Annotated in this window: 23 protein-coding genes and 1 tRNA gene; 15 read left to right on the top strand and 9 right to left on the bottom strand. The window is 44.8% G+C overall.

Annotated elements, in window-relative coordinates:
- Positions 1–6 precede the first annotated feature (6 nt).
- Positions 7–996 (bottom strand): D-glycero-beta-D-manno-heptose-7-phosphate kinase, encoded by a 990-nt coding sequence (gene rfaE1 / locus JXL83_03585; protein ID MBN2363192.1) that lies wholly within the window; start codon positions 994–996, stop codon positions 7–9.
- Between the two features lie 131 nt (positions 997–1,127).
- Here rfaE1 and JXL83_03580 point away from each other — a divergent pair, with 131 nt between their 5' ends.
- From JXL83_03580 to JXL83_03560, 5 genes are read left to right on the top strand one after another with little or no spacing between them, the layout of a single operon-like run.
- Entirely contained in the window at positions 1,128–1,751 is a 624-nt protein-coding gene (locus tag JXL83_03580) for a hypothetical protein (protein MBN2363191.1), read from the top strand.
- Between the two features lie 12 nt (positions 1,752–1,763).
- Positions 1,764–3,071, top strand: coding sequence for a hypothetical protein (locus JXL83_03575; GenBank protein MBN2363190.1), 1,308 nt, complete (start codon positions 1,764–1,766; stop codon positions 3,069–3,071).
- Positions 3,072–3,091: 20 nt separating this feature from the next.
- Positions 3,092–3,367 carry a YhbY family RNA-binding protein gene (locus JXL83_03570; protein MBN2363189.1) on the top strand — a complete coding sequence of 92 codons (276 nt, stop codon included), beginning with the start codon at positions 3,092–3,094 and terminating at the stop codon, positions 3,365–3,367.
- Positions 3,360–3,815 carry an SsrA-binding protein SmpB gene (gene smpB, locus JXL83_03565; protein ID MBN2363188.1) on the top strand — a complete coding sequence of 152 codons (456 nt, stop codon included), beginning with the start codon at positions 3,360–3,362 and terminating at the stop codon, positions 3,813–3,815. Before JXL83_03570 ends, smpB begins: the two co-directional genes overlap by 8 nt.
- On the top strand, positions 3,812–4,609 hold the full coding sequence (locus tag JXL83_03560) for a glutamate racemase (protein MBN2363187.1): 798 nt from the start codon (positions 3,812–3,814) through the stop codon (positions 4,607–4,609). Before smpB ends, JXL83_03560 begins: the two co-directional genes overlap by 4 nt.
- Before the next feature lies 1 nt (position 4,610).
- Here the strand turns inward: JXL83_03560 and JXL83_03555 are convergent, their stop codons facing one another.
- The 8 genes from JXL83_03555 to JXL83_03520 form a co-directional block, all read right to left on the bottom strand.
- Positions 4,611–4,889, bottom strand: coding sequence for a cell division protein ZapA (locus tag JXL83_03555; protein ID MBN2363186.1), 279 nt, complete (start codon positions 4,887–4,889; stop codon positions 4,611–4,613).
- Between the two features lie 55 nt (positions 4,890–4,944).
- Positions 4,945–5,253, bottom strand: a complete 309-nt coding sequence (locus JXL83_03550; GenBank protein ID MBN2363185.1) for a hypothetical protein — start codon at positions 5,251–5,253, stop codon at positions 4,945–4,947.
- Between the two features lie 36 nt (positions 5,254–5,289).
- Positions 5,290–6,054: a hypothetical protein gene (locus JXL83_03545; protein ID MBN2363184.1), complete on the bottom strand. Its 765-nt coding sequence runs from the start codon at positions 6,052–6,054 to the stop codon at positions 5,290–5,292.
- Positions 6,005–6,361: a 50S ribosomal protein L20 gene (gene rplT / locus JXL83_03540; GenBank protein ID MBN2363183.1), complete on the bottom strand. Its 357-nt coding sequence runs from the start codon at positions 6,359–6,361 to the stop codon at positions 6,005–6,007. The genes JXL83_03545 and rplT overlap by 50 nt, the downstream gene beginning before the upstream one ends.
- Before the next feature lie 12 nt (positions 6,362–6,373).
- Positions 6,374–6,571 carry a 50S ribosomal protein L35 gene (gene rpmI / locus JXL83_03535; protein ID MBN2363182.1) on the bottom strand — a complete coding sequence of 66 codons (198 nt, stop codon included), beginning with the start codon at positions 6,569–6,571 and terminating at the stop codon, positions 6,374–6,376.
- Complete coding sequence (gene infC, locus JXL83_03530) at positions 6,558–7,154, bottom strand: translation initiation factor IF-3 (GenBank protein MBN2363181.1); 597 nt, start codon at positions 7,152–7,154, stop codon at positions 6,558–6,560. Before infC ends, rpmI begins: the two co-directional genes overlap by 14 nt.
- A 10-nt stretch (positions 7,155–7,164) precedes the next feature.
- Complete coding sequence (gene thrS, locus JXL83_03525; GenBank protein MBN2363180.1) at positions 7,165–9,018, bottom strand: threonine--tRNA ligase; 1,854 nt, start codon at positions 9,016–9,018, stop codon at positions 7,165–7,167.
- Positions 9,019–9,068: 50 nt separating this feature from the next.
- A tRNA-Val gene (locus JXL83_03520) sits at positions 9,069–9,146 on the bottom strand.
- Between the two features lie 184 nt (positions 9,147–9,330).
- On the opposite strand from JXL83_03520, the gene JXL83_03515 reads away from it, so the two are divergent.
- From JXL83_03515 to JXL83_03470, 10 genes are all read left to right on the top strand, one after another.
- A complete protein-coding gene (locus tag JXL83_03515) occupies positions 9,331–9,771 on the top strand; it encodes a hypothetical protein (GenBank protein MBN2363179.1) in 441 nt (146 codons plus the stop codon).
- A 16-nt stretch (positions 9,772–9,787) separates the two neighbouring features.
- A complete protein-coding gene (locus tag JXL83_03510; GenBank protein ID MBN2363178.1) occupies positions 9,788–10,492 on the top strand; it encodes a hypothetical protein in 705 nt (234 codons plus the stop codon).
- A 263-nt stretch (positions 10,493–10,755) separates the two neighbouring features.
- Entirely contained in the window at positions 10,756–11,523 is a 768-nt protein-coding gene (locus JXL83_03505) for a hypothetical protein (protein ID MBN2363177.1), read from the top strand.
- A complete protein-coding gene (locus tag JXL83_03500; protein MBN2363176.1) occupies positions 11,520–12,200 on the top strand; it encodes a 4-hydroxy-tetrahydrodipicolinate reductase in 681 nt (226 codons plus the stop codon). Before JXL83_03505 ends, JXL83_03500 begins: the two co-directional genes overlap by 4 nt.
- 2 nt (positions 12,201–12,202) lie before the next feature.
- The gene (locus JXL83_03495; GenBank protein ID MBN2363175.1) at positions 12,203–14,284 is read left to right on the top strand and encodes an ATP-dependent RecD-like DNA helicase; all 2,082 of its coding nucleotides are present in this window, start codon (positions 12,203–12,205) and stop codon (positions 14,282–14,284) included.
- Position 14,285: 1 nt separating this feature from the next.
- A complete protein-coding gene (locus JXL83_03490; GenBank protein MBN2363174.1) occupies positions 14,286–16,037 on the top strand; it encodes an agmatine deiminase family protein in 1,752 nt (583 codons plus the stop codon).
- A gap of 67 nt (positions 16,038–16,104) precedes the next feature.
- Entirely contained in the window at positions 16,105–16,548 is a 444-nt protein-coding gene (locus JXL83_03485) for a rhodanese-like domain-containing protein (GenBank protein MBN2363173.1), read from the top strand.
- On the top strand, positions 16,545–17,585 hold the full coding sequence (gene rlmN / locus JXL83_03480) for a 23S rRNA (adenine(2503)-C(2))-methyltransferase RlmN (GenBank protein MBN2363172.1): 1,041 nt from the start codon (positions 16,545–16,547) through the stop codon (positions 17,583–17,585). Before JXL83_03485 ends, rlmN begins: the two co-directional genes overlap by 4 nt.
- A gap of 3 nt (positions 17,586–17,588) precedes the next feature.
- Positions 17,589–18,569, top strand: coding sequence for a tryptophan--tRNA ligase (gene trpS, locus JXL83_03475; protein MBN2363171.1), 981 nt, complete (start codon positions 17,589–17,591; stop codon positions 18,567–18,569).
- The gene (locus JXL83_03470) at positions 18,560–19,252 is read left to right on the top strand and encodes a MotA/TolQ/ExbB proton channel family protein (GenBank protein MBN2363170.1); all 693 of its coding nucleotides are present in this window, start codon (positions 18,560–18,562) and stop codon (positions 19,250–19,252) included. Before trpS ends, JXL83_03470 begins: the two co-directional genes overlap by 10 nt.
- The last annotated feature ends 2 nt before the right edge of the window (positions 19,253–19,254 follow it).

The raw sequence follows: 19,254 nt of genomic DNA, 5'->3' as shown, positions 1-19,254 counted from the left end.
GGTGTTTTAATCTTCGTGTTTTTTAAAACTTTCCAGAATCTCATTAACATTGACGGTTTGCGCGCCGATCTTTTTCAGCTGGACAGCGGCTGCGTGGCTTCCGATGACGGCTGATTCTTCGATGTCCGCTCCGGATAGAAGAGAAAGGCATACGGCGCTTATCACTGTGTCCCCAGCGCCGCTGACGTCGTAAACTTCTCTCGCTTTGGTCGGTATTATCAGGGGTTCTCTTTTGTCCCTGAAAAAGACACGCATTCCTTTTTCACCCAAAGTCAGTAGAAGAAAATCACATCCGATTCTGTCTATGACGACCGACACTGCTATCCGGATTTCTTCCTCCGTCGAGCATTTCAAGCCGGTTGCTTTCGACAATTCTTTCTGGTTCGGCTTGAATAATTTAACGTTTCTGTATTCAAAAAAATTGTCGAATTTCGGATCGACGAATACAGGTTTCAAATTTGAAGAAGCGACGTTTAAAATGATTTTCACCAGTTCGCCTCCGAGAAGTCCTTTGTCGTAATCCTCAAACAAAACAGCATCACAACGCGGTATTGTTTTTTCGACAAATCCGATTACAGCTTCGGAAGTGCTTCGTGTTATGGCCGATCTTTTCTCTCTGTCAACTCTTACGACTTGCTGAGAGTGGGCAATTATTCTTGTTTTCTGAGTTGTGTTTCTGTCTTTTTCTCTAAAAATTCCGTCGCAGGATATTGATAGAGATGCCAAAATTTCCGCTAGCTTTTCTCCCGCCGTGTCACGGCCTATCGTTCCGACAGGAATAACCTCGGCGCCGAGGGCTTTTAAGTTATGAGCGACATTTGCCGCTCCGCCCAGCTGGTATGATTCTTTCACTACATCGACAACTGGGACGGGAGCTTCGGGAGATATCCTGTCGACATTGCCCCAGATATACTCGTCAAGCATGACGTCGCCTATTACGACAACCGCTTTTCCGGAAAAGCCGCCGGATATTTGACTTGCTCGGTTAAAATCCATGTTTTGAATTTTATACCACTTGTTCTTTTCAGACAAGCGTTTATAGTTCTTTGTGATGGATTTAAAGAGTCAATTCCTATATAATGCCTGTGTTTCCAAGGACCTGATTACACAATAATGAAAGAGAAGAAATGACTGTAATATTTATATTTGTTAGCAGTTTCGTTTTTACCGTACGAACCGGTGCGGATCACATCCGGATGAGCACAGAGAATAATTTGTACACCGAAGGTTCACGGTTGTACAACTCCGGCGATTACGAGAGAGCCGCGGGTTATTTTTACGCTGTTTTTATGAGAAATCCATTCGATCGCGAAACCAGGTCCGCGCTTGAAAAATCCTACGATAAAATCGGGAAAAAATTGATTATCAGACCCGAGTATTATTTTCTGCCGTTCAGACCTCTTTTTAAGTGGGCGGGTCTGGTTTTAGTCGTTTCGGCTTCCGTGATCGCGCTTGCAAACCTTTTCAAACAGAGAAAAAACCTCACCATCGCCACCGCTTTGGTGTTCACTTTGAGCCTGCCGTTTTTTTTAACTTCAAGTAAACTCGATAGAATTCACCGAACGGAAAAAGCTTTTATATTGTCAAAAATTCCCCTGAGAGAGCAGCCTCTTTACGGTTCTTCATATCCTCTGGAACTTGAACCCGGAGACGTTGTTGAATTTAAGGATGAAAGAGGGATCTGGTTGAAGGTTGATTTCGGAAGCCTCGAAGGCTGGATACCTGAGGACTTTGCAATGAGATTAAATTGATTGGAGAATGATATGAAAAAAATCGGCATCAGAAGAGAGAACAAGGGACCTTTTGAAAAGAGAAGCCCTATCGTGCCAAACGACGTAAAAAAACTGATCGAATCAGGATTGAAGGTTTTTGTCGAAAAATCGCGGGACAGGATTATCCCTGTTGAAGAATACGAGAAGGTAGGAGCCGAATCGGTAGATAACTTCACAGGTATAGAAGCGGATCTGATCCTCGGGATAAAGGAAGTCAAGCCTGAATATCTCCTTGAAGAAAAAGTTTACATGTTTTTCGCCCACGTAATCAAAGGGCAGAAGTACAACATGGAAATGCTCAAAGAAATACTGAAGAAAAACATAACCCTGATTGACTACGAAACCATAAAGGACGATCAGGGTAAAAGACTCATCTTTTTTGGAAGATACGCCGGACTCGCCGGTGCGATTGACACTTTGTGGGCTCTTGGAAAGAGGCTTTCATACGAAGGGATAAGCACTCCTTTCAGGAATATAAAAAGAGCGTTGGAATACAAAGACCTTGAGGAAGTTAAAAACGACGTCAAACTTGCCGGAGAAGCCATAAAAAAAGACGGTTTGCCGGAGATAATATCTCCTTTGACGGTAGCGTTTACGGGTTATGGAAATGTTTCGTCGGGAGCTCAGGAAATTTTCGATCTTCTTCCCGTCGTATCAATTTCGCCGGAAGAACTCCTGAAACTCTCGTCGGCAGATTATTCCAGGCGTAACGTTTACAAGACGGTTTTCAGGGAAGAGGATCTTTTTGTCAGAAAAGATCCGAAGATTAAATTCGATCTGAATCATTATTACGAAAATCCCGGACAGTACGAATGTGTTTTCGAAAAATATTCCGGAGAAATATCGGTGCTCGTAAACGGAAGTTATTGGGACGATAGATATCCCAGAACTTTTACGTCAGAAAATGCCAAAAGGCTTTGGAAATCAGGATCCAGAAAACTAAAAGTGATAGGAGATGTCAGTTGCGACATAGCCGGTGGAGTGGAGATAACTGTTAAAACAACAGGTCCGGGCGATCCTGTTTTTGTATACAACCCTTCCGACGGGAACATTTCTGACGGTATAGAAGGCGAAGGAATAGTTATCCTCGCAGTTGATATACTTCCGAGCGAGCTTCCGCTCGAATCGTCGAATTTTTTCAGCCGTGTTCTTATGAAGTTTATTCCTGAAATCGCGGAAGCTGATTTTAACCTTCCTTTTGAAAACCTCGAATTGCCTGGCGAGATAAAGAACGCAGTAATAACCCACAGGGGCCGACTGACGCCTAATTACCTTTACTTGCAAAACCATCTGAAGTGACAACTTTGAAGGATTGATCGATGGACGCGAAAACAAGAAAGAATTTGATCTCGGCGGCATCAAAATTTAAACCGATCTTCAGTATCGGTAAATCCGGCATCACGGAAATTTTGATAACAGAAATCGGGAAAGCTCTCAGCGCCCGTGAATTGGTCAAAATCGAGATAAACAAGAATTCTCTGATAGAACTCAAAACAGCCGCCGAAGAGATATCTGCCAAAACTTCTTCGGAAATAGTACGCGTAATAGGCAGAAAAATAGTTATATACAGGAAAAAAGAAAAAAACGATGAGTGAAGTTAAAAAAATCATATCTAAAAACAGACGAGCATATCACGATTACACTATTATGAATAAAATAGAAGCTGGAATAGCTCTCGTAGGATCCGAAGTAAAATCGCTCAGGGAAGGATCGTGCAGTCTCGGAGAAGGCTACGTGAGGATAATTGATGGGGAAGCCTATCTGCTGGCGGTTCTTATACCTGTTTATGATAAATCATCCGCTTATGTCCCGGACCCCATGAGAAAAAGAAAACTTCTCCTGAACAGAAAAGAGATATTCAGACTGAAAGCCAAAATAGAGCAGGAGGGCCTGACAGCCGTTCCGCTCATGATATATTTCAACACGAAAAACATGGTCAAAATCGAAATAGGCGTCGCGAGAGGAAAAAAATTGTACGATAAGAGGGAAGCCATAAAAAAAGCTGATGTAGAAAGAGACATAAGGAGAAAAAAGTGGGAATAAAAGACAAACCCATCGGCATATTCGATTCGGGAGTGGGCGGTCTAACTGTCGTCAAAGCTGTCAGAAAGGCTTTGAAGGCTGAAAACATTATTTATTTCGGCGACACCGCAAGGGTTCCTTACGGAACAAAGTCGAGAGAGGCAATCATGAGATTTGCCCAGGAGGATGTCGGCTTTCTTCTTTCTAAAGACGTAAAGGTGATAATCGCCGCCTGCAATACTGTCTCGGCAATAGCACTGGACAAGATTTCAGGCAGTTACAGTGTCCCGATAATCGGAGTGCTGGAACCCGGTGCTAAAGCGGCTTGCCGTAAAACTTCAAACTCGAGGGTCGGTGTGATAGGAACTTCGGCGACGATATCGAGCGGCGCTTACACGGAACATATCAGAAAGAATGATTCCGCTGTTAAGGTTTTCACACAGGCGTGCCCTCTTTTCGTTCCTATAGTAGAAGAGGGGTGGGAGAACACTGAACTGGCACTGATTGCCGCGAGACAATATCTGTCGCCTCTCTCTGCCAATGATATAGACACGCTCGTACTTGGATGCACTCATTATCCTCTTTTGAAAAACACAATAAAAGAAGCGGTCGGTCCTCATGTTTCACTTGTGGACTCGGCTGATGAGGTCTCGTCTCTTTTGAAAGCGACTCTCGAAAGCAATGAAATATTATCGGAGCAGAAATCAGAAGGATGGGAAAAATTTTTCCTGAGCGATATTCCGCCCAACTTCATAGGATTAGCCGAAAGATTTCTGGGAGAACAAATAAAACATGTCGAAAGAGCTTATTTATAAATCAGCCGATAGCCTTTTCTATTTTTTCCAGCAGTTCAGGGCTTAATTCTTCGATCTGACTTAATTCCCGGGATCTTTCCTTGATGAGATAGCCTGCGATGTTGAGAGCTGTGAGCAGGAAAGCATCTTCGCGGGATATTGGAGAGGGAGAACCGTTTTTTATTTCTGCGAGTTCTTTTCTGACTGTTTCAATGGCCTTTTTTACGACGTCCAGATTTTCGGTAACTTTTAGCGATATTTTTTTGCCGTCAATGACAGTTTCTATGACGCCGTCGTCCATTTTGGCTCCGGAAACGGCGAAATAATAAAGCTTCTAAATAAACTGTCAATCCTTTTCATTCGGAAATTCCTTCGAGTTTCAAAAGCACTTCGTCAATTACGGCCGAAGTTTTTTGCACCGCTTCAGTCAATTCGTCGTTTTTTCCGGTCAGGTATTGAAGTTTTTCGGATTTTTCTTCGACTGTTGTTTTCAGAGCGCTGATTTCGTTTTCAAGTTCATCGATCTTCGCGTAGAGTGATTTTTCGTCTATTTCCGATTCATTTACTTTTATCCTGAATGCCTCATTTTCCTTTTTCAGATACTCAATCTTCCTAATAAGATGTTCGATTTTTTCTGAAATCAGAGAAAGTTTATCCCCGTTCATGAAACCTCCAGTTGACTTTTGAGTAGGAAACTGCCGTCAAAGAGAATCTCCGACTGAGCCGGTTGTGTCGCTGACGAAAGTAACCAGATTGTTCCTGAAAACGGGTTTGGAAAAATCGGCAGGTCCTATCTGCATTCTGACTATGTCGGGAGGAAGAACAGATTTACCGTCGTATCCGAAATTGATCAAAGTCCTTACCTCATTTTGTGATTCCCAGGTGATAAGTCCGAAAATAGGAGCTTTACTGCTTATCCATACGCTCGCGGGTTTGTCTTCAATCATCAGCTGACAATGAAGAGAATAGAATTTACCCGCCGGAGTATTTATGAAGTCCGTTTCGAAACCGAGTCTCTTTAAATTTTCAGGATCAAAAGAGCCTATTAGAAAATCCGTGTTGCATTTTTTCCCCAGCGGAATGGCGAGAGCTTCGAGTCTGCTTTGAGTCAAATCGACAATGACAAGTTCTTTCGGATTACCCATGAAATACTCCGGAACGAGCGCCTGCCAGAGAAATGAATCTTCAGGTGTTTTGACGACGGACTCTATCCAGAAAAGCCCGGTGTCGGCGTCGTCTTTTCCGATGATTGTATATCTGACTACGAACTCTTTATCGCCCTTGTGAATTTCGTATTCGCTCCATTGACCCTTAGCCCATCTTTGGATATTGCCAGGTTGGGAAAGAATATCTTCGGTTTTTCCCTTCGAGCAGGACGGCGCCGAAAAAAATAACAGCGCTGAGAGAGCCGTTGCCCTAAGAAAGGGATTTTTGAGCGATTTTAACCAGATCGCTGAAGGCTTCATAATCTTTCGCCGCGATTTCGGCAATTATCTTGCGGTTCACCTGAATACCCGCTTTGCTCAAACCGCACATGAATTTCGAGTACGAGATGCCTTCGTTCTGGCAGGAAGCGGATATTCTCGTTATCCAGAGCCTTCTGAAATCTCTTTTTTTCTTTCTTCTGTCTGCGAAGGCGTTTATTCCAGCCCTCATCACCGCTTGATTGGCTGATTTGAACCTCGAATGCCTTACTCCGTAAAAACCTTTCGCGAGTTTCAGTATTTTTTTATGTCTCGACCGCGATGCGGGATTGTTTGTTGCGCGTGGCATGTCCTTTCCTCCTCAAGCGTATGGTATTAGCATTTTTGTTTTGGCGAGATTGGCCTTTGAAACAAGAGTTGACGATCTGAGTTTTCTTCTTCTGCCTGCGGTTTTACCCGTTTTCAGATGCCCAGTGAACGATTGCCATCTTTTTATTTTACCGTTTTTTGTGACTTTAAGCCTTTTTGCTGCAGATTTGTTGGTTTTAATTTTTGGCATTTTGTTTGCCCTCCATTTTTTTAGGCGAGATAATCATGCTGATTACCCGGCCTTCCTGAATCGGATTTTGTTCAACTGTACCAATTTCGTTTAGATCCTCGATGAATTTATTAAGAACGGCCATTCCGAGTTCAGAGTGAGCCATTTCTCGTCCGAAAAGCCGGACTATAAATTTCACTTTGTTTTTCTTGTTAGATAGGGGGGATTTTGTCTGTTTCCCGTCTTTACCCTGAGAGAGAAAGGACTTGGCTTTTTCAAGTTTTACTTTATAGTCGTGTTCGTCTATTCCCGGTCTCATCCTCAGTTCTTTGACTTTTATCGTTGTCTGTTTGTGCTGTGCTTCTTTGAGTTTCTTTTTTTCGTCAAACTTGAATTTCCCGAAATCGATTATTTTGCAGACGGGGGGAGTGGCCGCTTCGGATATCATCACAAGATCGTAGCCTCTTTCAATGGCGGTGTCGACGGCTGTTTTGATGTCCATAATGCCCACATATTTCCCGTTTTCGTCTACAACTCTCACTGTCGGGCTCTTTATTGAATGATTGACCTGAACACTTTTATAACCTCTCGGCGAAGACGTGATAATGACCTCCTTATTTTTTTAAGTTTGCTCTGCCCTCTTTAATGCGTTCAATAGATAATTCTATCAGGGATTGGCAAGACAGCAAGCCTATTTCTTTTCCCTGAGATTCTCTCAGAGAAACGGATCCGGACTGAATTTCCTTCTTGCCGATTACAGCCATGAATGGGACGTGAGAAGTTTCGGCGTCTCTGATCTTGTGACCTATCTTTTCATTTCTCGTGTCAGCGGAACTTCTGATCCCGTTTTTTTCCATCAATTTCACAAGATCGAAAGCGGCGGCGTGCTGATCCTGAGTTATCGGTATGACCCTGACCTGCTCCGGAGAAAGCCAGAAGGGGAATCTTCCCGAATAGTGTTCTATCAGACCTCCGATGAACCTCTCCACAGATCCCATTATGGCACGGTGAATCATTATGACCGTCTGTTCTTTGCCCTCCGAATCGATATAGACGAGGTTGAATCTTTTAGGTAGGTTGAAATCAAGCTGTATGGTGGTCCCCTGCCATGATCTTCCTATGGCGTCGAACAGTTTGAAATCAATTTTTGGGCCGTAAAAAACTGCTTCTCCGGGCATATCCTTGAACGGTAGGCCGTTTTTTTCGAGGGCGGTCTTGAGTGCAGATTCAGCTATCTGCCAGCTCTGGTCATCACCCGCGTACTTCCCGGTCTCCGAAGGATCCCTCAAACTGAGTTCGATCGAATACTTTTCGTACCCGAATCTTTCTATCCAGCCGAGAGCCAGATTGAGAACACCGGTTATTTCATGTTCTATCTGATCGGCGGTACAGAAAATGTGAGCGTCATCCTGAGTGAATCCTCTGACCCTCAGCATTCCGTGGAGCACTCCGGACCTTTCTTTTCTGTATACTGTTCCCAGTTCGGCCATTTTGTAGGGAAGATCTTTGTAGCTTTTCTTGTTCTTTTTGAATATGAGAATATGTTCAGGACAGTTCATCGGTTTTAAAACGAATTCTCCGTCTTCGACGAAAAACATGTTTTCACTGTAATAATCGAGATGGCCCGATTGTCTCCACAATTCCGATCTTGCAATGTGAGGAGTCCTGACAAAACCGTATCCGCGCCTCCTGTGCTCGTTTATCCAGAGGTTTTCAATTTCTTCCCTTATTACGCTTCCAGCTTCGTGCCAGTAGATCAGTCCCTGTCCTCCTTCTTCTTCTATGCTGAATACGTTCATGACTTTTCCGATTTTTCTGTGGTCTCTGAGCTTCGCCTGCTCGAGCTTTTCAAGATGTTCATCGAGAAGTTCTTTTGTCGGGAAAGCAACTGCGTACACTCTCTGCATCGAAAGATTTTTTTCGTCGCCTTTCCAATACGCCGCGGCGACGCTGAGAACCTTAACGTACCCCACGAATCCGGTCGATCTCAAGTGGGGTCCCTTGCAAAGATCGAAGAAATCACCCTGAGAATAATAACTGAGCGGACCTTCCAGTTCATCGATGAGTTCAATTTTCAGATCCTGCCCTTGCTTTTTCAAGATTTTTATCAATTCATTTTTCTCGACCATTGTTTTTTTTACTAAAAGATTTTCACAGATTATTTTCTGCATTTCTTTTTCTATGGCCGCAAGATCGTCGGGAGTGAACGGTTTCGGCGGGATGAAATCGTAATAAAATCCTTCCTCAACGGCCGGGCCAACACCGAGTTTGGTGCCGGGGAAAAGCCGCAAAACTGCCTGAGCGAGGACGTGAGACGAGGAATGCCAGAAAATCTTTCTGCATCTTTCGTCTGAAAACGGCAGGGGTGAACACGAGTCTATTTCGGCGATTTCATCGTCGAGGTCTACCGGTTCTCCTTTGCAGAAAACCGAGTAATTGTCTTTTTTCAATAATTCATAAGCCTTCATGCGTATCTCCTTGAATTTCATTGAACAAACGGCGGATTACCGCAATAATATGGTGGGCGATACAGGACTTGAACCTGTGGCCTCTTGCATGTCAAGCAAGCGCTCTGACCAAACTGAGCTAACCGCCCGTATTTTCAAGAAAGGATTTTATTTTTTTTTGATGTGATTGTCAACACTTAAATTGACTTTCTCTCATTGTGATTGACAGTTACGCCGTGTTGTGGATAATTATCTAACTACGATTGATTTGTTACTTGTAGCGTTTGATGTTTTTGAGAATTACTCTGCTTGAAAAAATCAGGAGGGATGCTGATGAAATTTTTTTTCTTTGCCTTTTTACTTGTTCCGGTATTGTCGTTTGCTCATCCGATTTCAAACTGGCTTGAGTCAGACAGCATTTTTTATGAAATGCCCGATGAAAACACCTGGATCGTGCCTTATTCTTCGAGTCTGGGAGGAACAATAAACATTGGCATTCTGACTGTCGAAGATAAATGGGTCTTGATCATGACACCCCTTTTTGAAGTCCCGTCGTCTTATCCTGCAGACGCGTTCAAACAAGTCGCCCTCGCCAACTATCAGATGAACCAGCTGAAACTGGGACTTTCTGAGGAGGGATATCTTTTTATGCAAGTCGAAATGCCTTATCATCTAGTGACAAAAACTGACCTTTTGAGCAATCTTGAGTTTGTCGCCTACGCGGTTGATCAGAATTTAGGCACGATTGCTTCCTGGTTTGGAATTGAACCTTAACAGCGGGAGGACTGATATGAAAGATTTGTTTGGAATTTTAACGGCCGTTTTGTTTTTATTGCCGTATAGCTCGCTGACAGCCGCTTCTTTGGAAGGCACATACGATATATGGGGCACAAACGGAGAAAACGAATACGAGGGCCAGCTCGAAATAATTGAACACGGAGGAGCATACGAAGTTAATTGGCTTTTCGGAGGGGAAGAATATTATTTCGGAGTTGGAATCCAAAGCGGATACTACTTTGCCGTGGCTTACACCGACGAAAGCAATTCTGATCTCGGTGCCGTTATATATAAAGTAGAAGGTGAGAATCTCAAGGGGTACTGGGCGACAATATCCGGAATAAGAGGTCTTGAAAATGCTTTCAAAGGGCCTATGCACGACACTGATTATGATTTCAGGTACGTTCTTAGTTCGGAGACAGCAAATCCTGTCGGTTCATATAATGTTGCAGGGACAAACGCCGACGAATCCGTATATTCATGCGATCTCGAAATACAGGAATACGACGACATTTACTCTATCTCATGGATTTTTGACAGTTTCAGCTATGACGGCATAGCTTTCTCTGACGGAAACCTCCTGATTTGTGCCTGGACTGACGGTTCCTTGAGTACCGTAGGAATTTCTCTGATGAAAAAATCAGGTGACGGATATGACGGTATATGGGCATTTTACGGATCTGAAGGAACAGGATCTGAAGTCTGGACAAAAAACTAAAAATCACTAAAACTGCGATTTATAATAATTTCTGAATAAAACGGCTCGGGTCCCCAGGGTTCCGGGCCGTTTACTTACATATACAGATCAAAATTTAGCCGTCATTGTTGACAAATTGGATGAAAACTGCTATAATGCGTGATTGCGGATTATAGTGACGATTGTATTATATTGCATTATTAAGCCGGGTTATGTTTATTTTTGTGTTGTTCTGATTGCGAAATGAAGCCCAATTAACCGAAAACAAGGATTAAACAGTTTTAATGAGAACGTACTGGCTCTTCATAGAACTCGAAAACACGCTCATAAATGAAGACAAGATATACGCCTACATTTATAAAAGGATGTGGGAGAGGGCGAGTGAACTCGGTAAAACAATTACGTTTCCGAGACTTTTGGCCATGAGAGAAGCTTTGATAAGGGAAAAGAGAAAAGGGCCTCCCTTCAACATACTCGGCACCCGGCTGCTGGGAAAAGACAATTGGGACACTTTGAAACAGCGCATTAACAAAGAAATCAGAAAAAATTACATGAATCACGTCAGGTTTTTTGACGACATAGTTCCTCAACTAAAAGATATAAGGATGATAAAAAATCTGAAAATCACTTTCATAGCTTTTCAGCCGAAATCAATAGAAGATCTTATAGCCGAAAAAAAAATAAAAAACATATACAGGCAAATAAAAATTTTCGAAAAAGGCTGGCTTGAAATCCCGAATCCTTCTTTCCTCATTACTCATTTTGACAAAGAATCCATCAAACCTGAAAACGTGATCATTTTGACGTCGAGAACCGGAGATTACGTAAAGGGATTGAGCGACTGGGGAGCCAAAGTCATATTGTACAAACCGAAGACAGCTTACAAAGGATGGAGCCCGACGAGCGACGACGCCACAGGGAACGCCTATTTGGACAGCATTCAGCGGTCCGACAGGATGGAAATTGACGAAGAGAAAAAAGACATGAAAGTTGCCGCTATCACGACAGAATTCAGCGCCGTTAAAGAATTGCTCGCGCGTTTCGTCACTTGAACTGTATGAAAGAAGAGATAAAAGTTGTTTTAAACGGTTCCGATGGAAAGATGGGCAAGCTCATGACGGAACTGATAAGTGAAGACAGGAGATTCTCTCTTGTATCTGCCCACGACGCCGGAAATATTTTAACAGACAGTTCTTCGGGAGACGCGGTGGTCGACTTTTCATCACCGTCGGGATTTGAGAACGCGCTCAAGATTTCGCTGAAACACCAAACTCCTTTTTTTTCCGGGACTACAGGATTAAATCCCGAACAGAAATCTTTTCTGAAAAACGCTTCAGTAAAAATACCGGTATTTTATTCTCCGAACATGTCAATAGGCATTAACCTCCTTCAGAAAATTCTCGCGGATAATTTCCGAATCCTTAAAACTTTCGAAACCGAGATCGTCGAAGCTCACCACCGGGCCAAGAAAGACGCTCCGAGCGGAACGGCTTTACTGCTCGCTGATGCGGCGGGAATTGAATCGTCCAGGATACACTCGATCAGAGCGGCGGACATACCGGGTGATCACTGGATATACTTCGCCAAACCCGGAGAGATGATCGAATTCCACCACAGAGCGATATCGAGAGAGGTTTTTGCAAGGGGAGCTTTGGAGGCTCTTTTCTGGTTTTCTGAACGAAGTGCCGGTTTGTATTCGATGAAGGATTTTCTCTCGTCGTCGCTTTGAGAATGGAAATCAGAGCCGAACTCGTCAAGCTTATATACGAAAACAGAGACAGAACGTTTTCAGTCGCCAAATTCAAAAACTCCTCCGAATTCATTGCCGCAGGATCCATACCTGTTCCGACTCAGGGCAGAGTGTATAAGCTGACGGGCGAATGGGCAGTCCATCCGAAATTCGGCAGGCAATTTTCCGTTAAATCAGCCTTTCCGGAAGACATAAATTCAAAAAAAGGAATTTTGGCATTTCTTGGCGGAGGAAGAATAAAAGGAGTTGGAAAAAAGACGGCTGAAAAAGTAGTGGAAGCCTTCGGCGAAAAAACGGCCTTCGTACTAGATAATCATCCCGAAAAACTCCGTGAAATAAAAGGTCTGAGAAAAAAAGCCGCCGAGGAAATTGATCGCGAATGGAAGAAAGACGCCGAGGCGAGAAATGTTCTCATTTATCTGTCGAAATTCGGTGTCGGGCAGAAGACCGCAGAGAAAATAGCCCGCGAACTTGGACCAGGCAATGTCGCGGGAGTCGTCGAGAACAATCCCTACGTTTTGTCGGAAATAGTCGGCGGCATTGGTTTTAAAAAAGCGGACGGTATAGCACTCGGAATGGGGATAGCGAAGAATTCGCCTTTCAGGTTGAGATCGGCTTTGAACCACGTATTGTCCGAATCAATCGCTTTTGGTCACACATGTATACCTCTTGAAGAACTAATAGACGCAACTTCAAAGATCACGGGGGCGGATGCGATTGAGATAAGGCCGGTTCTCGGTGATATGCTTGGCGCCGCGGCATTGAAAAGCGCGGATTTCTCGGGCGTCAAATATGTATACACGTTTTCAACCGAAAGAGCCGAAAAAACGGCTTGCAAAGAGATAATCCGGCTTTTCGGCGAGAGCGGAGCTTGTCCGGAAAAATTCAACATATCTTCTGAATTTTTACCTGTTCTTAAAGAAGCAGTGTCAAACGCATCGGCATTCGCCGTCAGCGTCATAACCGGAGGACCGGGAACTGGTAAAACGACTTTGATAAGGAAAATCGCAGAGAGCTTCAAAGGGAATATCGAGCTCTGCGCCCCTACCGGAAGGGCGGCGAAGAGACTCGAAGAAGTGACAAAAATCAAAGCCAGGACAATTCACAGATTGTTGAATTACAATCCGGTCACGGGCATGTTCAAATACAATTCGAACAGCAGAATTGACGACACTTTCATAATAGTTGACGAAAGCTCAATGATAGACATATATCTCGCCGCGAGCCTTCTTCAGGCTGCGGGTAGAAATACCCGATTTATTTTTGTAGGCGACGCCGACCAACTACCGCCTGTAGGACCGGGGAATTTTTTCAGGGACATTGTCAATTGCTCTTTCATACCTGCCGTAAGGCTCGAAGAAGTGTTCAGACAGAAATCAACGGGAGGCATCATACCGGCGGCCAAAGACATTCTCGTGGGGAAAATGCCTTCTTTCAACGGAAAAGATTTCGTCTTTGTCAAAAAAGGGAGCCTCATTGAAATTGCTGAAGAGGTGTGCAGGATAGCAGGTACAGAACTCGTAAAAAGATACGGAAAGAGAACCTCCCATTGCGTTCAGGTCATAACCCCTGTCAACGGAGGCGAAGCCGGAACCAAGGAACTGAATTCAAGACTCGCGGAGCTTCTCAATCCCGGAAAGACTGAAAGACCGGCATCCGGGGACAAAGTGATGCAGATTTCAAACGATTATGATCTGGATATTTTCAATGGCGACACCGGCGTCGTAGTCGCAAAAAATAATTTTTCTCTTACAGTAGACTTCTCTTACAAAACCGTTGAAATTGAAAAAGAAAAAAGAGATAATCTCGTCCTGGGCTACGCCGTCACAGTTCACAAATCACAGGGAACGGAGTATCCGGCAGTTGTCGTCGCTGTTCATTCGAGTCATTACATGATGCTGGCCAGGGATCTTCTTTACACAGCGGTGACCAGGGGCAAAGAACTTGTTATAATCGTAGGCGACAAAAAGGCGCTTTACACTGCGCTCGCCAACGACAAATCTTCAAACAGAAACTTTTTTCTGAAGAACCGGCTCGAAGCCGAATTTGAAAAAGGAAGGTGACATGTTTTTAATATTCGTTCTGACAATTGTACTCACTTCCGCGAATACCTGGATACCCGGACATGAAGAAGGGCCGTTTTCCGGAGAATTCGCCGAACTAATCGTCGACGGAATGTCTGTCAATCATCCTCCTCACGATCCAGGCCCTTTAAAACCGCTTCTGCCTGAATATTATCCTTCCATGGGAAAAGATCCCGTTGTGCCGACCGATCCTCCCGCCGCGCCCGTCAGGATGTGCGCCGAGTGGGAACCGGCGGTTTCCGTTCTCATAAGATATCCCGTCGGACTGCCGTGGAATCTTATATCAGATCTCGCTCAGGATCTCCACGTCACCTGTCTTACGGACAACGTCTCGTCCGCCCAGTCGGCTTTCACGAGCCACGGCATTTCTCTCTCCGACGTAACTTTCGTTTCGACTCCAACCAACAGCTACTGGACGAGGGATTACGGCCCCTGGTCGGTCTTCGACGGAAACGATTCAGTGGGAATTTCAGACCACGTCTACAACAGAAGATACACTCACGGCAGGATAGACGACGACGAGTCCAACTGGGACCTCGCACCGGCTCTCGGAATAAAACTGTGGAAAACAATGCTCGCTCACACGGGCGGCAATATGATGTGCGACGGCCACGGCAGAGCGATGTCGAGCAACAACGTATATTCAGACGACAACCCGTCTTTGTCCGTAGATTCGGTCAACGCTTTGATGCTCGCCTACTGGGGAATTTCCAACTATTACACTTTCAACGACCCGCTCGGAAGCTACATAAATCACATAGATTGTTATGCTAAATTTCTTTCGGAAGAGAAAGTTGTCGTCATAAGGAACGGAGTTGACGACGCCGCTCTCAATCAGCTCGCGAATTACATTACGACTCTTACAAACTGTTACGGCAGAAATTACGAGGTCGTCAGGCTCAACTGTCCTGATAGCATATACGCCGCTTACGTCAACAGCCTGATACTCAACAATAAAGTCTACGTGCCGGTGACCGGCAATACATTGTACGACACTGCCGCGATCAACTTTTACGAGAGGGAGATGCCCGGTTACGACGCAGTAGGTTATACGGATTACAGTTTTGAACCCACAGACGCCATCCACTGCAGGACTATGGCTATTTTCGACCCCGGAATGCTTTTTGTAGATCACGACCCCGGTATAGATCCTTTCGAACTGAGAATCCGCGCTCTCGTCCATGATTACAGCGGCGAAGGCGTAATAAGCGATCAGGTGTTTTTCGCGTGGAAGTTCCACGGAGACAGCGTTTTTGAAAATTTTGAGACAATGGAGAGGGTAACCGGCTTTCCCGACAGTTTTTGGTGTATTTTGCCTCAACCGGTCGCCGACGACACTGCTGTTATTGATTACTTTATCCAGGCGACAGACTCCTCCGGAAGGACCGAAAGGGATCCCTACACGGCTCCGGAAGGATTCTACACCGTGTCTTACGAAATTAATTCCGTTGAAGAGATGCCTGTCACTGTCGTTCCGGCGCAGGTGGAATTCGCGTCCGTCTTTTCGGAGGGATTGTTGAGAGTCGAATTCTCTCTCACTGAGATGACCGACGTTTCAGTAAAGATTTTTGACGTCACAGGAAGAAGCGTCTATGTCGTCGCTGAAGGCAGGTATTCGGAGGGACACCACTTATTATCAGAGGATATTGGAGAGGGAATCCAGGCGGGAAGTTATTTCGTGCTCGCCAGGATAGGACAGGCGACTTTCAGCAGAAAATTCAACCGTTACTGAGATTCTGAAAACAATACATTGGAATGTAGATAAGAAAAAAGGAGTAATTACAGATAAGAGGTTTATTGTGAAAAAATATTTGGCAGGGATTATTGTTTTATCTTCAACCGGAATCACTTTATCAAGCTGTAACGCGAGGAGAGGGATGAGTATGGAATCTGTCTGTGTCGAATTGTTGAACAGAGATACCGTTTACATGGACGTCACGCCCGAACAGACGCAGGAAATACTGAGATTGTCCGACGGCAGTGTCCGTATTATAGACGTAAGACGGCCCGAAGAATTCGATTCTTTCAGGATATCCAATTCGATAAACGTAAATTACGGTTCTGAGAATTTCAGGGAAATAATCGATACTTTTCCCAGGGAATGTCTCTATCTTTTATACTGCAAACACGGAGCGAGGAGTTCGAGCGCGGCCACAATCATGAAAGAATTGAATTTCATAAGAGTGTTGAATCTGTCCGGGGGGATTAAATCCTGGATACAACTCGGATATCCGGTCGAATGAACACCGAAGAAAGAAAGCATAAGTTCATGGAACCTGTTCCGGACAATCTTTCCGATTATTGTCACAAAGAGGGGCTTCCTTCTTACAGGGAAGGTCAGATACTCGAATGGATATGGAAAAAGAAGGCACTGGATCCTCTTTCGATGTCCAATTTGCCGACTTCCGTCAGAGAAGACCTCAGGGAAAAGATTTACTTGCCGGAGATAGAAAAAATGAATAAATCCGGTGATAAAACGGTAAAGTATAAAGTGAAGTTTTGGGACAAAAATGAAGCGGAAACCGTTCTCATAAAAGAAGGGGGCAGGACGACCGTGTGCGTTTCGACCGGAATAGGTTGCCCGTACGGATGTCTTTTCTGCGCTACAGGAGGAATGGGATTCGTAAGACAGCTGACGCCTTACGAGATAGCCGTTCAGGTTCTTCTCGCCGCGTCCGCCGGAAAGGCGAACCCTACAAATGTCGTCCTGATGGGGATGGGGGAGCCTTTTTACGACTACAAAGGAGCAATGGCTGCGTGCGACATGATTAACGACAAGAGAATGCTCGGGATCGGCCAGAGAAAAATCACAGTTTCCACTGCGGGGGTAGTGCCGGGAATACTATTTCTGGCAAAAAGCGCCAAACAATACAAACTGGCTGTTTCTCTGAACGCTTCGAACGATACCGACAGGAAGAAAATCATGCCTGTGGCAAGGAAATGGACTTTGTCGGCTCTCATGGACGCCGTCAAGCAATACACGGATATAACGAACAAGAAGGTGACTTTCGAATACGTTTTGATAAAAGGTTTCAACGACGGACCTTCGGACGCGAGAAAACTATCGGAACTGCTTGATGGAGTTCTTTGCAAAGTGAACCTGATCCCTTATAACCGCGCAGAGAAAGGCTTCGAAAGACCTGAGCCGGCAATACTTCTGAGATTTCAGGAAGCCCTGAAAAAAGAAGGGGTAGAAGTAACTACAAGGTTCAGCAAAGGAGAAGATATACAAGCCGCGTGCGGACAACTCTTCACAGGAAAACAAAAGAAAATGAGGTGAATTTTGAGCAAAAAGGTTTTTTCCGGAATCCAGCCCTCGGGAAACCTCCACGTCGGCAATTATTTCGGAGCTCTGAAACAATGGATAGGAATTCAGGATAAATACGACTGTGTCTACGGAATAGTGGATTACCACGCCATGACCGTCAGGTATGACCCCGGCGAGCTTCAAGGTAGAGTTCTGGACGCCGCCGTTTCCTACCTTTCGGCGGGATTGAATCCCGAGACCTCAGTCCTGATGGTTCAGTCTATGGTTCCCGAACATACGGAACTTGCGTGGATACTCAACTGTGCCACCCCTCTTTCGTGGTGCGAAAGGGTACCTACTTTCAAGGACAAAGTCGCTCAAAACGCAGACAACGTCAATGTCGGACTGCTCGACTATCCGGTTTTGATGGCTGCAGACATACTTGTCTACAAATCGGAACTTGTCCCCGTCGGTAAAGACCAGCTCCCTCACCTCGAACTCTGCAGGGAAATTGTCAGAAAATTCAACGCAACTTTCGGTGACACTTTTCCCGAACCTCAGCCGATTATAGGTAAAGGAGCGGTCATTCTCGGCCTGGACGGAAAATTAAAAATGTCGAAAAGTCTGGGCAACTGCATTTACCTGTCGGACTCACCGGAGGAAATTAACAAAAAACTGGCGACGGCAGTCACGGATACCCGAAGACAGAAAAAAACAGATCCCGGTGTACCGACCGAATGCAACGTTTTTTCCCTGCACGGTTTACTTTCCACACCCCAGCAGATAGAATATTGTAAAGAAGGATGTATAAAAGCTTCCATCGGCTGTTTCGAATGTAAAAAAATACTCGCTGAAAACCTCGCAAAAGAACTCGCACCTTACAGGGAAAACAAGGAGAAGTGGCTTTCAAGAATTCCTGACGTCAAGGAAATCCTTTCGGAGGGCAGCAGGAAAGCCCGCGAAACGGCCAAGTCAACAATGAAAGAAGTTAAGGAGAAAACCGGATTATGGTCCTGATTTACCTTTCGGCACTGTCGTACGAAAACGCGGCACGCATATCCAAAAACGATCCCGTCACCTGGGTGATCCTAGGCGCGCTTTTTATAATATCTTTTTTTACGGTTTCGATCGCGGTTGAAAGGTTTCTGCTTTTCAGAAAAGCGACGTCTCTCAACAACAGTTTTGAAACTACTTTCGGCAACATCAAAACCAAAGAGATGATGGGAAATCTGACTATCGTCGGCGACCCGGCACCTTTTGCAAGGATATTCATCGGCCTTCACAACAGACTTTTTTTTACTCCGAATCCCGAAGCCCCTGTACCGGCAAAACCGAAACTCGAAGAGATTAAAATGCTCTCGGAAAAACTTGTCAGAGAGGAAATGCACAGGCTAGAGGGAAAAATAACGTTTCTCGCGACTACTACTACCGTGGCGCCTTTTTTCGGCCTGCTGGGTACAGTGTGGGGCATAATGCTGTCTTTCATGGCGATGGGACAGCACAAATCAACCGACATTTCAGCCATTGGCCCCGGTGTTGCGGCAGCTCTTGTGACGACTATCGTCGGATTGCTGGTCGCCATTCCGGCCGTGATGCTTTACAACGGACTGAATTCCAAACTTAGAAGCATGGTAGTATCAATGGAAAATTTTTCGGACGAAATAATTGAAAAATCCCTTGTTTGGGGCATGATTTCATGAGA

Source organism: candidate division WOR-3 bacterium (assembly GCA_016934535.1).
Taxonomy (GTDB): Bacteria; SDB-A; SDB-A; order SDB-A; family SDB-A; genus JAFGIG01.
This window is presented reverse-complemented; position numbering and strand designations above follow the sequence as displayed.

Coding starts and splice junctions, on each gene's coding strand:
- rplT (MBN2363183.1), bottom strand. CDS start 6,361: ATGCCACGCGCAACAAACAATCCCGCATCGCGGTCGAGACATAAAAAA.
- JXL83_03510 (MBN2363178.1), top strand. CDS start 9,788: ATGAAAGATTTGTTTGGAATTTTAACGGCCGTTTTGTTTTTATTGCCG.
- JXL83_03575 (MBN2363190.1), top strand. CDS start 1,764: ATGAAAAAAATCGGCATCAGAAGAGAGAACAAGGGACCTTTTGAAAAG.
- rfaE1 (MBN2363192.1), bottom strand. CDS start 996: ATGGATTTTAACCGAGCAAGTCAAATATCCGGCGGCTTTTCCGGAAAA.
- JXL83_03505 (MBN2363177.1), top strand. CDS start 10,756: ATGAGAACGTACTGGCTCTTCATAGAACTCGAAAACACGCTCATAAAT.
- rpmI (MBN2363182.1), bottom strand. CDS start 6,571: ATGCCAAAAATTAAAACCAACAAATCTGCAGCAAAAAGGCTTAAAGTC.
- JXL83_03545 (MBN2363184.1), bottom strand. CDS start 6,054: ATGAAGCCTTCAGCGATCTGGTTAAAATCGCTCAAAAATCCCTTTCTT.
- JXL83_03495 (MBN2363175.1), top strand. CDS start 12,203: ATGGAAATCAGAGCCGAACTCGTCAAGCTTATATACGAAAACAGAGAC.
- JXL83_03515 (MBN2363179.1), top strand. CDS start 9,331: ATGAAATTTTTTTTCTTTGCCTTTTTACTTGTTCCGGTATTGTCGTTT.
- JXL83_03470 (MBN2363170.1), top strand. CDS start 18,560: ATGGTCCTGATTTACCTTTCGGCACTGTCGTACGAAAACGCGGCACGC.
- smpB (MBN2363188.1), top strand. CDS start 3,360: ATGAGTGAAGTTAAAAAAATCATATCTAAAAACAGACGAGCATATCAC.
- JXL83_03555 (MBN2363186.1), bottom strand. CDS start 4,889: ATGGACGACGGCGTCATAGAAACTGTCATTGACGGCAAAAAAATATCG.
- rlmN (MBN2363172.1), top strand. CDS start 16,545: ATGAACACCGAAGAAAGAAAGCATAAGTTCATGGAACCTGTTCCGGAC.
- JXL83_03490 (MBN2363174.1), top strand. CDS start 14,286: ATGTTTTTAATATTCGTTCTGACAATTGTACTCACTTCCGCGAATACC.
- JXL83_03550 (MBN2363185.1), bottom strand. CDS start 5,253: ATGAACGGGGATAAACTTTCTCTGATTTCAGAAAAAATCGAACATCTT.
- thrS (MBN2363180.1), bottom strand. CDS start 9,018: ATGAAGGCTTATGAATTATTGAAAAAAGACAATTACTCGGTTTTCTGC.
- JXL83_03580 (MBN2363191.1), top strand. CDS start 1,128: ATGACTGTAATATTTATATTTGTTAGCAGTTTCGTTTTTACCGTACGA.
- JXL83_03570 (MBN2363189.1), top strand. CDS start 3,092: ATGGACGCGAAAACAAGAAAGAATTTGATCTCGGCGGCATCAAAATTT.